This window comes from Clostridium rhizosphaerae (genome assembly GCF_016765585.1).
In the GTDB taxonomy this organism is placed as follows: Bacteria; Bacillota; Clostridia; order Clostridiales; family Clostridiaceae; genus Clostridium_AT; species Clostridium_AT rhizosphaerae.
The window spans coordinates 1,200,137-1,213,806 of sequence record NZ_JAESWC010000002.1; the positions used below are offsets into that span (position 1 = coordinate 1,200,137).

General features: G+C 30.3%; 14 protein-coding genes. 6 read left to right on the plus strand and 8 right to left on the minus strand.

Going from position 1 to position 13,670, the window contains the following annotated elements; all coding sequences use genetic code 11:
* The first annotated feature begins 27 nt into the window (after positions 1-27).
* The 3 genes from JK636_RS08780 to JK636_RS08790 all read left to right on the plus strand — a co-directional run bounded on the left by JK636_RS08780 (position 28) and on the right by JK636_RS08790 (position 2,702).
* Entirely contained in the window at positions 28-1,626 is a 1,599-nt protein-coding gene (locus JK636_RS08780; protein WP_202748450.1) for a sensor histidine kinase, read from the plus strand.
* Between the two features lie 98 nt (positions 1,627-1,724).
* Positions 1,725-2,459 (plus strand): Na-translocating system protein MpsC family protein, encoded by a 735-nt coding sequence (locus JK636_RS08785; protein ID WP_202748451.1) that lies wholly within the window; start codon positions 1,725-1,727, stop codon positions 2,457-2,459.
* A gap of 87 nt (positions 2,460-2,546) precedes the next feature.
* Positions 2,547-2,702, plus strand: a complete 156-nt coding sequence (locus JK636_RS08790; RefSeq protein ID WP_202748452.1) for a hypothetical protein — start codon at positions 2,547-2,549, stop codon at positions 2,700-2,702.
* 44 nt (positions 2,703-2,746) lie between these two features.
* Here JK636_RS08790 and namA read toward each other — a convergent pair whose 3' ends face one another.
* Both namA and JK636_RS08800 read right to left on the minus strand, forming a co-directional pair.
* Positions 2,747-3,772, minus strand: coding sequence for an NADPH dehydrogenase NamA (gene namA / locus JK636_RS08795; protein ID WP_202748453.1), 1,026 nt, complete (start codon positions 3,770-3,772; stop codon positions 2,747-2,749).
* Between the two features lie 20 nt (positions 3,773-3,792).
* Positions 3,793-4,740: a phosphoglycerate dehydrogenase gene (locus JK636_RS08800; RefSeq protein ID WP_202748454.1), complete on the minus strand. Its 948-nt coding sequence runs from the start codon at positions 4,738-4,740 to the stop codon at positions 3,793-3,795.
* A 308-nt stretch (positions 4,741-5,048) separates the two neighbouring features.
* Here JK636_RS08800 and JK636_RS08805 point away from each other — a divergent pair, with 308 nt between their 5' ends.
* Positions 5,049-5,747 carry a pirin family protein gene (locus tag JK636_RS08805; RefSeq protein WP_202748455.1) on the plus strand — a complete coding sequence of 233 codons (699 nt, stop codon included), beginning with the start codon at positions 5,049-5,051 and terminating at the stop codon, positions 5,745-5,747.
* Positions 5,748-5,796: 49 nt separating this feature from the next.
* Here JK636_RS08805 and JK636_RS08810 read toward each other — a convergent pair whose 3' ends face one another.
* Genes JK636_RS08810 through JK636_RS08820 form a run of 3 tightly spaced genes read right to left on the minus strand, consistent with a single transcriptional unit; the run spans position 5,797 to position 9,165 of the window.
* Complete coding sequence (locus tag JK636_RS08810) at positions 5,797-7,095, minus strand: DUF4129 domain-containing protein (protein WP_202748456.1); 1,299 nt, start codon at positions 7,093-7,095, stop codon at positions 5,797-5,799.
* Positions 7,079-8,206 (minus strand): DUF58 domain-containing protein, encoded by a 1,128-nt coding sequence (locus JK636_RS08815; protein WP_202748457.1) that lies wholly within the window; start codon positions 8,204-8,206, stop codon positions 7,079-7,081. The genes JK636_RS08810 and JK636_RS08815 overlap by 17 nt, the downstream gene beginning before the upstream one ends.
* The gene (locus JK636_RS08820) at positions 8,203-9,165 is read right to left on the minus strand and encodes an AAA family ATPase (RefSeq protein WP_202748458.1); all 963 of its coding nucleotides are present in this window, start codon (positions 9,163-9,165) and stop codon (positions 8,203-8,205) included. Before JK636_RS08820 ends, JK636_RS08815 begins: the two co-directional genes overlap by 4 nt.
* Before the next feature lie 211 nt (positions 9,166-9,376).
* Between JK636_RS08820 and JK636_RS08825 the strand changes: the two genes are divergently transcribed.
* Positions 9,377-10,102, plus strand: coding sequence for an SGNH/GDSL hydrolase family protein (locus JK636_RS08825; protein ID WP_202748459.1), 726 nt, complete (start codon positions 9,377-9,379; stop codon positions 10,100-10,102).
* Positions 10,103-10,241: 139 nt separating this feature from the next.
* On the opposite strand, the gene JK636_RS08830 is transcribed toward JK636_RS08825, so the two are convergent.
* Positions 10,242-10,466 carry a hypothetical protein gene (locus JK636_RS08830; protein ID WP_202748460.1) on the minus strand — a complete coding sequence of 75 codons (225 nt, stop codon included), beginning with the start codon at positions 10,464-10,466 and terminating at the stop codon, positions 10,242-10,244.
* 167 nt (positions 10,467-10,633) lie between these two features.
* The gene (locus JK636_RS08835; RefSeq protein WP_202748461.1) at positions 10,634-10,858 is read right to left on the minus strand and encodes a hypothetical protein; all 225 of its coding nucleotides are present in this window, start codon (positions 10,856-10,858) and stop codon (positions 10,634-10,636) included.
* Positions 10,859-11,464: 606 nt separating this feature from the next.
* Between JK636_RS08835 and JK636_RS08840 the strand changes: the two genes are divergently transcribed.
* Positions 11,465-12,364 (plus strand): AraC family transcriptional regulator, encoded by a 900-nt coding sequence (locus JK636_RS08840; RefSeq protein WP_202748462.1) that lies wholly within the window; start codon positions 11,465-11,467, stop codon positions 12,362-12,364.
* 116 nt (positions 12,365-12,480) lie between these two features.
* Here the strand turns inward: JK636_RS08840 and JK636_RS08845 are convergent, their stop codons facing one another.
* Positions 12,481-13,653 carry a Gfo/Idh/MocA family protein gene (locus tag JK636_RS08845; protein ID WP_202748463.1) on the minus strand — a complete coding sequence of 391 codons (1,173 nt, stop codon included), beginning with the start codon at positions 13,651-13,653 and terminating at the stop codon, positions 12,481-12,483.
* Positions 13,654-13,670: the final 17 nt, after the last annotated feature.

The following is a 13,670-nucleotide window of genomic DNA, read 5'->3' on the forward strand; positions in this document are numbered from 1 at the left end:
TGTAATTAATTCTCGGGGGGACTATCAATGAGTTATGAAGACAAATTAAAGAACAGCGAAACCATATTAGAAGTTATTTTGAAATCTACAGCTGATGGAATATTAGTCTTAGACCATAATCTAAAGATAATTCATATTAATAATAGCTTTAGGCAGTTGTGGAATATTCCTAATGAAATATTATTAGAAAAAGACGGCTTAAAGCTGGCAAATTATATTAAATATCAATTGTCTGAACCTGAAACATTTGTACCAAGAATTCTCTCAATTATTGATAGTTTAGTAGAACATAGAGATGAAATTTATTTTAAAAACGGAAAGGTATTTGAACAAAACTTCACTCCTCTTATTATAGATAATAATCTAAGCCGTATGGTATGGAGTTATAGAGACATAACCTCACGAGTAGTTCTTCAAAAAGAATTAATTCGTAGCCAAAAGCTTTATAGGAGACTAATAGAGCATCTACCTGATGCTATTTTTGTATATAAAGATAATAAAATTTTTTTAGTTAATGAGGCTGCTGCAAAACTTCTTCGAAAAAGCAAGGTTGATATTCTCGGAAAACATGGAGGAACTTTAGCAAAGATTCATCCTGATAATAAACCAATAGACATGGAAAGTATAAAAAAACTTCATCAAAGTGAGACTTCTATTGAATTTAGAGAACAAAAGCTAATACTTAGTGATGGTACGGAAATAGATACAGAGACTGGTGGTTTTTCCTTTAAAAATGATGACCAACTTTTTGTAACAACAATTGTGAGGGATATAACGGAAAGAAAAAAAATTCATCAGTTAGAAAAAAGTATATTAGAAAAAACTGAGCAATTAAAAGCCGCTTTAGAATACAATAGTCTAAAAACGCAATTTTTCTCAACAATATCTCATGAATTGAAGACCCCGCTTAATATAATATTCGGCTCAGTTCAGCTTTTAGAAAAATTAGACACACCTATTCATCTAAAGAAATATTTGAAAATTATGAAGCAAAATTGCTACAGATTGATAAGACTCATAAATAATTTAATTGATATAAATAGAATTGAAGTAGGTTTTTATAAGCTCCAGCTTAAAAACTATGATATAGTAAAAATAATAGAAGATATAACCCTTTCTGTAGTTGAGTATACTAACAGTAAAGGCATAGAGCTTATATTCGACACTGATGTGGAAGAAAAAATAATTGCCTGTGATGCCGAAAAGCTTGAAAGAGTTATTCTTAATCTTCTCTCAAATGCAATTAAGTTTACTGAGCCGGGTGGAGAAATACAGGTAAATATGTATGATAAAGAAGATATAATTATTATCAGTATAAAAGATACAGGATCAGGAATACCTAACGAAATGTTGGACAAGATATTTGAAACCTTCAGACAGGTAGATTCTTCTTTAAGAAGAAAAGCTGAAGGAAGTGGAATCGGTCTTTCACTTGCAAAGTCTCTTATTGAAATGCATAATGGAAAAATATCTGTGAAAAGCGAATATGGCAAAGGCAGTGAGTTTATTATTGAACTTCCAGTAAAATTAATAGCTAATGAAGATGCAGTAATTACTCGGTCAATAAATGATTCAAATAATAAAATAGAAACTGTAAATATTGAGTTTTCTGATATTTATTCTTAATGAAAATGCTGCCTAATAATAACCAGCATATTTATGTCTATCCTAGCCTAAAATAAGAAGGCATGAAATAAAGCATACCTTTAAAGGAGCTGATAGGTGTGAATGCTAAAATACATCAATCGCCTGAACAGACAATTAGCAGCTATATAGGAAAACTATTAAGAGACAATTTTGGCAAGGGACCTGAATCTGTATTTGTATCCATAAAAAATGTTTTTGTAACTGTTTATTTTAGGAATTTTCTCTCTCCTATTGAGCAGGTCCTTATGGAACAAAATCAACAAAATATAATAAATCATTTAAGAATAAAAGTCTTTACTTCATTTATACCTGAAATAAAACTATATATTGAAATGGTAACAGGAAATAAAATAAAAGAATTTTATTATGATTGGACCCTTAATAATAAATCCGGCATGTTTACTTGTTTATGCGATAATAGCTTTGAAGATAATGTTGCTTATGCGGAAAACTTTTACGGAAAAGAAGGTCTTGAAGCAGAAATGATTAAATTAAGCCATTATGCACAAAGAGCTCCTGACAAAATTAATTCCTATGAACTTAATTCAAGAACTATTTTAGTAGTAAGAGAAGGTATAATGGTTCGATTAGAAAAAGAACTGGTTAAAAGAGGCCATCAGGATATATTAAGAACCGTAAAAAAAGAAATGGAAAAAACATATCTACATAATAATATTGATCTAGAGTTAATTCTAAATAAATCTATAATAGATTCTTTTACTGCCTGGGACTTCCAGTTAGATAAAAGTATATTTTTATTTATACTGAACCCAGATAAACAATTAAATATACCTACGGTGGAAATGAGTTAAACATATATTATATTAGTTGAACATAAACCGAAATAGAGCACTTTGCTTTATTTCGGTTTTTTATTTTTTATAAAAGGAGTTTTTGTTATGAAAGAAACCAATGCTGAACTTGTATGCCATATGCTTCCTATGCTGATTCAATGTATTAAAAATGTTATTAATGGATTAATTAAAATATGTAGAAGCTATTACATTAGAATTAATAAAATTGCTAAGGGCTTAACCCTTCCATTAACCATATAAGAATATAAGAAGATAAGAATTTAAATTCTTATCTTCTTATATTTTTATCTTATTTTTCCTCGTAAATACTGCTCAGGCCACTCAATATCATCTTTTAATTCATGAGCAGCATACAATGGCCAATTTGGATTTCTTAATAGCTCTCTTGCAAGGAAAACCATATCTGCTCTGCCATTTTGAAGAATTTCTTCAGCCATAAGCGGTGAGGTTATTAGTCCTCCTGCTATAACAGGCAAGCCTGTTTTTTCTTTTATTATTTCAGCATACCTTATCTGATAGCCTGGATAAACGCTGATTTGTGCTAAAGCAACTCCTCCTGAGCTGACATTTACTATATCAATTCCCTCATCTTTTACCATATTTATTATTTCAGCAAGATCTTCAGGGTGGTTACCTTCCTCAATAAAGTCTTCTGCAGATACTCTCAATATAATGGCTTTTTCCTTAGGCCAAACTTCTCTAACAGCTGCTGTCACTTCCTTAAGGAATCTTGCTCTATTTTCTAAGCTTCCTCCGTATTCATCCTTTCTCTTATTTGTAAGCGGTGATAGGAATTGATTTATAAGGTATCCATGCGCACCATGAATTTCAATAATATCATAGCCTATTTCCTTAGCTCTTATAGCACCATCCTTAAAAGCCTTAACTGCTACTTTTATATCTTCAATGCTCATTTCTTTTGGCGTATTGCTTTCTTCACTAAATGCTAATGAGCTTGGTGCAATTATCTCTTCACTTTTTACTTCGCACTTTCTCCCTGCATGAGCAAGCTGTATTCCCATAACAGCCCCATACTTTTTGCATTCATCAACTATTTTCTTTAAGCCTTCCTTTTGAGAATCCTCCCATATTCCTAAATCCCTATCTGAAATTCTTCCTCTTTTTTCTACAGCTGTTGCTTCTTGAATAATAAGTCCTGTTCCTCCTATTGCCCTAGCTGCATAATGTATGTAATGCCATTCCTTTGCTTTTCCGTCAGCCTCAGCACTATACATACACATTGGAGCCATTACAACCCTGTTTTTAATGTCTAAATCTTTGATCTTAAAATTTGAAAATAACTTTGACATTTTAACCTTCACCTTCTTAATTAATATCCTTTTTCTAAATTGACTTTATTTATAAGTTCTTCTCCACCAATATATCTTTTCAGATTTTCATGTATAACATTCCATCTTCTTATATTTCTCATTTCTGAGATCCATGAATTATGTGGAGTAATAATAATATTATCTAAATTCCACAGTGGGCTATTTTCATTTAGAGGTTCTTCCTCAAACACATCAAGTGCTGCTCCTCTTAGTCTTCTGTTTTTTAAATTCTTTATCAGAATTTCTTCATCAATTATATTTCCTCTTGCAACATTAACTAAAACCGTTCCTTGCTTCATAGCATTAAATCTATCTTCATTCAATAAATGATAAGTTTCATCAGTACTTGGTATTGTCACAACTGCAATATCACACTGTGCAAGCATATTATCTATTTCCTTTATATCAAAACACTTGTGGAAGAACTCTGTATCTCTTCCAGATGTATTTAATCCTAGAATTTTAACTCCAAAGCCTTGAAGTCTTTTTGCTGCTTCCACAGCTATTGTTCCCGTACCTATAAAGCCTACTGTTTTTCCAAAAAGCTCTAACACACCTGTATCCATTTTCCAAAGCTTATTCATTTGATTTTTGTATAATCCAAAACTGTTTTTTAAAATTTGAAGTATATTCATTACAACCCATTCACCCATAGGTACGCTGTAACCTCCCCTATTGTTGGTAACCACAATTCCTGATTCTCTTACATAGTCTATTGGAAGTTGATCTATTCCTATACTTGATAATTGTATCCATCTTAAAGACTTCATTCTACTGATATCTAAAGTTTGAAAAGGATTATAGCAAACCATAGCTTTTATATCATAAAGCTTATCTGAATAAGTTATATTCCTTTCATCAGCTATATCAATTTCATAGCCAAGTTCCCTTATTTTATTCATATTTTCTTTTCCATAGTCATAGGTAAAAAGTACTTTTACTGCCATATATTCACCTCCATTTACTGTATAAATTTAAAGTAAATCTACATAAGTTAATTATACCTAATTTGTAATAATTATTGATAGATATGTAATATTAACTTTTTATGAAATTTATTTATATGTATAAGAATTAATATATCTATATTCACTTGACAAAAGTAAGTAAGTTATCATATTATAGTTATATAAACAATAATAATTGTTATTTAATATTTTTGCTTGAATAGTTTTAATCTAAATATGAATAAAAATCCTAGCGAATTTTAGATTACATTGTGTTTCCAGCATTTGAAGTGAAAGGAGAGAATTAAATGTTAAGAAAATTAGATAATAAGAAAATGGGAAGAAGCAATTTGGGCTGGCTAAGGAGTATATTTCATTTTTCCTTTGCAGAATACTATAATCCCGACAATATGAATTTTGGCGTATTGAGAGTTATAAATGATGACCTTATTGAAGGCGGAACTGGTTTTGATACACATCCACATAGAAATATGGAGATTATATCTTATGTAGTTAATGGTGAATTAACTCACGGTGACAGCATGGGTAACAAAAATACTTTAACCCGAGGCCAAGTCCAATATATGAGTGCTGGTACAGGAGTTCTACACAGTGAGCATAATTTAGGAAATGATACCGCAAGATTTCTTCAAATATGGATTATGCCAGACAAGAACGGTTATGCTCCTAATTATGGAGATTATAGATTTGCTTTTGAAGATAGAAAAAACAACTGGCTTCACATGGTTTCAGGAGAATCCGGAAATGCCCCTATTAAAATAAATCAAGATGCTAATTTTTATGCTTTGGAACTTGAAGAGGGCAAAGAAATTACCTTTCCCGTAGAAAAAAACAGGCAGGCATATCTTGTTCAAATTGAGGGTGAAGCTTCTATTAATAATTTAGAGTTAGAAACTAGAGACGCATTAGAAATAATTGAGGAAAATATAAAGATAAAATCTAAAACCACTTCTCATATTCTAGTTATTGAGATGGCGAAAAACTAAATACATGATAATTAAGGGGATGTTTCAAAACACCCCCTTAATCATTAAATTAAAGTATTTTTCTCAAAGTTTTTACATCTTCATCTTTTATATCTTCATTGCCATATCTGGCTTTTTCATAAAGCTCCGTAGCCTTTGAAAATTCATCATTATATTTTGATTTAATATCGCTCTCAATTTCTATAGGGGTATGGCTTTTTTCAACAGTTAGTCCTCTATTAATATAATCTATTACTAATCTTCCATAAATACCTCTAATTTTTTCCCTGTTAGATTTATAAAAAGATTTCTTAATTGTTTTAAAAGACTTTTTTACTATTTCTATATTCTCATTTACAATTTCCTTTGAAGTCATGAATTCCCTATTTTCTCCTGGCTCTTTTTTAATAAAGAGATTTTTATATATCATTTGAAAAATAATCATGGATACCATAATTACCCCTACAGCAGCTAATACTAACAGAAGTATGCCTGCAGCTACTGAAATAATAACAAATACATACCATAATAAGGAATAGCTGTCTCCTGACAAATGATTATCTTTAGCGAAACTTGAAAATTTGCTTTGGCTTAAAATATCATTAGAATATTGTATATCAGCACTATTTCTGTTCGGCATAGGAAACTGAATTATTGAATTAAGAATAGATCCATACAAATAATCCAGCTCTCTAAATACGCCAATTTTATAAGAATCTATTATCATAAAAGTAAATAGCAAGACAAGCACTACTAAAAGCATAGTATTTACTTGCGATAGATTTTTTCTGTATTTCTTATTTTCGTAACTTTCCCAATAGAGCACTTTCTCACTACTTGACAAACAGTAATAAATTAAACTAAATAATATATGGAGTATGCTCATAAATAGTAAAAGTGTTTGAAGTTTAGGCGCTTTATATAATAAAGAGAAACCATATATGAAACCCATTAATATATTCATGCCTGCAAGCTGGGATACTTTGAAGAAAGATGTTTTATTTTTCTTATGCTTTCTTGCATAATATAGTAAATATCCAAATAAAAAAACAATATAGTAAGCAGCAGCTTCAGATGAATAAATTACTGCAATAGTCACCACGGCCGCAAAGGTTGAAGTTATAATAAACTTATATAGACTTTTTACTTTCGTTTTTAAATAGCTCATCATAAATACTGTTAAAAGCATTGGGATTCCGCAGTAAATTTTAGATTGATTTATAGTTCCTATAAATATAAATGAGGCAAATAGAGAGTAAAAACACAAAAACGATATAACCGTTTCTAAAAAATCAAAAATCAATCTTTTTTTATAGCCTGCATTGTGAAAGTCCTCTGAAAACATAAATTTCTCATACTGCTTTTTCATCTTCATTCACTTCCCAAATAAATATATTTTCTGAAGGCTCAAGCTTGATTTCTTCGTGATTTATCCTAGGTAAAATCCATTGCATATGAATTCCTTTAGCTAAAGCCTCACTAACCTTTTCATATAATTCCGCTGCATAGTAGTAGGAGATTAAAACAATAGTTAAATCACTCGTATTTTTATTTGCTTCTTCCTCTAACATTTCAGACATAGGTCTTGAGGTGCTACTTACATTAAGTTCTGCCAAGCTTTCAAGAATAAGAGCCGTTTGGGTATTTCCATTTCTTGATGAAATACTTATCTCCTCTTCAGTATTTTTGTAAAAACTGTTTACTAACAATTTTACCTTAATTCCCTTTTCAATAAAATCACAGGCTGTGCTTGCGGCAAGCCTAATGCTTTCCTCTATAAGACTTTCGTTATCCCAAGAATTATATTTATCAGTATTTAAAAGTAAAAGCACTTCACTTGAGTAAGTACTTTCAAATTGATTAACTTTTAGCTCCTTACTTTTAGCAGAGGCCTTCCAATTGATTAACTTTTGGCTGTCAAAAGGAGTATAATCTCTTATAGTTCTAAAAATGAAAGGATCTTCTATAACATGCCTTCTTGTAATTATCTCACCTGTAATTTTATTTAAAAAAATTTTAAATTCAGGTATATTTATAATCTTCGGATAAACATGCAAACAGGCATCATTTTTTCTTGTTTCTACAAACTTATACCTTCCAAACAAATCACCGCTTGATATAAAAGTTTCATTTATATTATATATTCCTCTTTTAAGTACAGTAATTTTCTCTCTTTTAGTCATTTTTTCATAGGATAAAAGTGTATAGAAAGCCTTCTTCATTGTTTCCTTTGCTCTAAATGTTGTCTCATCTTCAAATATTAAATATCTGGATAAAGTGAATTGAAAGCAAAACCATCTCATTGGAATCCATTTATTATTTTTAATAGTTGTAATCATGTAAGTTTCTTCACCTACAAAAATTTCCTTGTTGCTAAACTTGACATCGACCTCTAAATTATTATTCCAATACTTTTCATAGATGTGGGATTGTGCAAAATAAAATACAAAAAATATTATTAAAAGATAGACTATGCTCATAGTTTTACCTTCCAGTCTTCAGTAGGCACAGCTGTTTCTTCTAGGATTTTAGCTATAATATTAGATCCTTTGACTCCCTTTATTCTGAGACTGTCCTTTAGTATAATTCTATGGCCTAACACATAAGGTGAAAGCTTTTTTACATCCTCAGGAGTAACAAATTCTCTTCCTGATAATGCAGCATATGCCTGGCAGCTTTTTAAAAGAGCTAGACTTCCTCTTGGACTTACTCCTAGAATTATTCCTTCATACTTTAAGGTACTGTCTGCTATATTAAGCATATATTGTTGAATTTCTTCATGAACAAAAACTTTATTAAAGCTTTTCTGCGCATCTCTTATTTCAGAAAGACTGCAGACTTCCTTAAGCTCCTCTAATGGATTCCCCTCTATAAATCTTCTAAAAATCCTTTTTCCTTCCTCAACAGTTGGATACCCCATATTAATCATCATAGTAAATCTATCCAGCTGAGCCTCCGGAAGCGGAAAAGTACCTTGAATTTCTACTGGATTTTGAGTAGCTATTATAAAAAAGAACTCACCTAGTTTATAGGTTTCTCCATCAATAGTTACCTGTTTTTCTTCCATGCATTCAAGAAGACTGGACTGAGTCCTTGGTGTAGCTCTATTTATTTCGTCTGCCAGCAATATATTAGTAAATACAGGGCCTTTCCTTAATACAAATTCTCCTATCTTCTGGTTATAAAAATTTATTCCTGTTAAATCTGATGGCAATAAGTCAGGTGTAAACTGAACTCTTTTAAAATCGGCACTAATAGATTTGGCAAGCGTTTTCGCAAGTACTGTCTTTCCTGTTCCAGGAACATCCTCAAGAAGCACATTTCCTCCTGCTATAACAGTTGTAGTTATTAAATCAATTATTTTTTCTTTTCCTACTATTACTTTGCTTATATTTTCTTTTATTCTGCTACCTAGATTTTGTATTTGTTTTATGTCCATTATATATGTCTCCTTTTTCTTATTAAGGCATTAATTTACTTATATATTCTATATTAAATTATAAAATCCTTTTTAAAATTTTTATAACCACTTGAAATATATATATCGTTGTTGTAATATTATAATATGATTATACGTAGTTTACAAAACTACTTCGCATAATAGTACTATAACAAACTAAGTATATTTTATTTAGGAAGGTGGGAAGTTTATGAATGAAAATGAATATTCCATAACTCTGCTTGGTGATTCAATTTCCAAGGGTATAGTTTATGATGAGGAAAAAGGAAAATATATTATTTTAAAAGATAGTTTTTGCAATTTAGTTCAAGATAAACTTAAAGGCGCAGTTTATAATGCTGGAAAATTCGGAAGCACTATAATAAAGGGTTCAAAAAGATTATATGAGGATTTGACAAAGAAAAAACCTGATATAGTTCTTATAGAGTTTGGTGGAAATGATTGTGACTTTAATTGGCAGGAAGTAGCTGAAAAACCTTTTGAAGAACATAAACCTAATACGGAGCTTAACATATTTGAAGAAACCTTAAAAAAAATAATTATTAACTTGAAGGAACTTAATATTATTCCTGTTTTAATGACACTTCCTCCTTTAGACCCAAACAAGTACTACAAATGGGTATCAGAGAGAAGCCAAGACTACAGCCAAAATATTCTTAAGTGGCTTGGAAGTGTTAATGCAATTTATTCTTGGCATGAAAACTACAATTCAGTTATTATAAAACTTGCTAAAGAAACTCAAACAAATTTAATAGATGTACGAAGTGAATTTTTAAACACAGATAATTATACTTCCTATTTATGTGCTGATGGTATTCATCCAAACAAGCTGGGACATAAATTTATAGCAGATAAATTAACTGATTATATAAGATCAAATTATAATTTTTTGCTTAAGGATGCAGACACAATGTAATTTAAAATATAAAAAGCCTAAGTTAATGTAATATGCTTTACTATTGTTAACATTCTGCATTAATCTAGGCTTTATTAATTATTTTTATTTATAATGTTAAATCATGAAATCAAGATTTTTAATACATAAATTATTAACATTACTTTAATACTAATTTTGTACATAAAGGATTGTGGTCTGTATTCTCAAATTCTAGATTTATTCCTTTAGTGATGACTATTTCTACATGTAGCAAAACCAAAAACCCATCTATAACACTAAAAAAATTAGCATCTTTCTTATATGGAATATCAACACTTCTGTTCGATGGTGTAGTTTTGAAAACTGCCCATTTAAATCCTTCATGTGCAAAATCTTCAGTCATAGTTTTCAACCAATTCTGGAATTTCTGCTCAGTTTTAAAAATAGATGGATCAGTTCCTGGAAATCTATGATTCCAGTATCCTCCTAATACAAAATAATTGCCTTTATTAAACTCTGTTTGTATGTACTTTATAAATAACCAAGCTGCTGTTTTCTTATCTTGCCACCTTAATCATAATCAGAAAGATGTGCATTTACAAGTATAAGTTCTTTGCCTCCCCCTACAGGAATCCTATTTTCTTCAATACACCTGTCTAAATCTCCTAAGTGCTTTAAGAAATTTTCTTTTACATGAAAGCTGTATCTGGTTGAAGAATCGATTTTATATTTTGACATAGTCAATAATCCAGCTTCAACAGTATCCTGAGGCTTTGTAACTGGTATAAGAACCAACAAAACATCATAATTCTTAGCAAAACTTGACGCATAATCTTTAAGTTGTCCCTCTTAAACTTAACTTCATCTATTTTAAAGCTGCAAGTAGATTTCTTGTCTACTTCTTGAAGCATAATAAAATCAGACTTTTATTCATTAACAGACTCCATAAATTTATAACTAATTCATTTTATATAATTATATTGTTTTTAGACAACTTTCCTATACATTTTATTAATTTGTGTAAGGTTTATTTGTTATACAAAAAAATAGAATTTAATAATCTATATTTATTAAATCCCATGAAATATATCTCAGTTATTAGTTTTATAGTATATTACCCAAGTTATAGAAAATCAATTTGACTATATAATGTAGAAACTTTATTAGAACTTATATATAATATTTTTAAAGCACTTATAAATACAAAATAACTATATAATTTTAATTAGTAAATCGCTATTTGAATGAGCAAAGCTCTAGGCGCTTCTAAAAGTTTTTGAGAAACTTAAATAGAAGATTTTTCAGAAAGTAGTATACAAGTGGCATTTGCTTTGGTGATTGTGCCATAAGCAAAATAGGTGTTTACTTTAAAACCTATATAATCAGAAAGGATGATTTTTAATGGAAAAAACTTCATTAGAGTATTGTATGACCCAATTAGATACAGTTATTAATATTGATAAGATTGTAACTATACATTATTTTGAATTTGCCTCTAATTATGTGTTTAAAGGCGAAAAACATGACTTTTGGGAATTTCTATACGTTGACAAAGGTGAAGTTGAAATAATGGCTGATACAAATGGTTATAAACTCACTCAAGGAGATATTATTTTCCATAAACCAAATGAGTTTCATAGTGAATGGGCTAACGGTAAAATTGCTCCAAATCTAGTGGTGGTTAGCTTTGAATGTAAAAATCCTGCTATGGATTTTTTTAAAGACAAAATTATGAAAATAGATCCGTCAGAGAAAAACCTAATTGCCCAAATAGTGAAAGAAGGAAAAGCAGCTTTTATCAATGCACTAGGAGGCCATAATAAGTTAGAAAAACGTGAAAATGCCATTTTTGGCGCTGAACAATTAATTAAGCTATATCTTGAATTGTTTCTTATTAATTTAATACGTAATGGTAATCTGGTAAACAATTCTGGAAGGTTTAATAAGAGCACACTTGAAATAATGGAAAAAACCTTAGTAAATTGTATTATTGAATATATGCATGAAAACATAAATTCTGATTTATCCTTTGAAGATATATGCAATCAATTTTCATTAGGTAAAACCTACCTTAAAACGCTATTTAAGAATAAAACTAATACGGGAGTAATGACATATTTTAAAAACCTTAAAATTGATGAATCAAAAAAACTTATTAGAGAACAGCAATATAATTTTTCACAAATTGCAGATATGCTTGGATATAAATCTTTACACACTTTTTCTCGTGCTTTTAAAGAGGCTATAAACATGTCTCCTTCAGAATATGCTTCATCTGTAAAAGCCAGAGCCAGCCTATAATTGGCTGGCTCTAAAATATAGGGTTTTAACTGTGAAACTTAACTTATACATGACTCGAGATAGCGAAGCTTTAACACTTTTTGAGCATGTATAAGTTAATAGTTGAACTTAAAATCCTATAGTTCTATAAATCTTCCTTCTTTGATTGCTCTATGTGCAGTTAATCCTGCTTCTATAGCCTCTAATCCTGCTTCTCCGCCTGCTTTAGGCTGCTTTCCTGTTTCAAGAGCATATACGAAATCATCAAGGATATATTTATCCCCGCCGCCATGTCCTTCTGAAGATTGAAGGTTTTGATATACTATCTTCTCATTTCTGTCATACATACTATTTCTTAGCTGAACAGTAATTAAATCATTTGCATCATCAAGTTTTAATTTTCCTTTTGTTCCTATGAATATATATTCTCTATTGTCATCTGGGGTATAGTGACACTCTAAGTAAGTTGCCTTTACTCCATTTTCGTATTCAAGCAAAACATGATGATCATCTAACACATCAATTTCTTTTCTGAATGCACATTGATTTCTCCAAACATTATAAAGTATATCAACTTTACTTCCATTAGGTGCAGTCCAATTATATCTGCTGTCTCTTATATTTTCACTGCAGTTGTCTCTTTCCTTACAATTTTGACATACTAATTCATTTTCTTTATCACCACCGAAGAAATCCCTACCTCCAATAGCACCAATTCTCTTTATTTTGGAATTAACAACCCAATTAATAATATCAAAGTCATGGCTTCCCTTTTGAAGAAGAAGTCCTCCGGTATTGTCCATACGTCCATGCCAATCATGGAAGTACCAGTCGCTGCCTGCTCCAACTGAGTGCAATATCCAAGCAGACTTAAGCTCACCAATCATTCCGCTGTCTATAATTTCTTTCATTTTTTTATAAAGTTTATTGTATCTTAATACAAAACCTATTAGCAAGGTTTTGCCTGATTCATCTCTTTTTTGTAACACTCTTTTAGCCCCATCTATAGTAATTGCTATAGGCTTTTCTAAAAAGACATGCTTTCCGGCTTCAAAAGCAGCTATAGCTTGTTCCTCATGACAATAATCCGGGCTGGCAATTATAACTCCTTCTATATCTTCTCTTTTTAATAATTCTCTATAATCAGTATAAGTTGTCCAATCAACTTTATATGAATTTATCATATCTAAGCTTTCTTGATTTATATCGCATACCGCAACCACCTCAAGCTCTTTTCTTTTTAATACTTCATTTATAAGAAATATGGTTCTCATGCCAGTTCCTATTATACCTATTTTAAACTTTTTCATTAATAATCCTTCCTTTC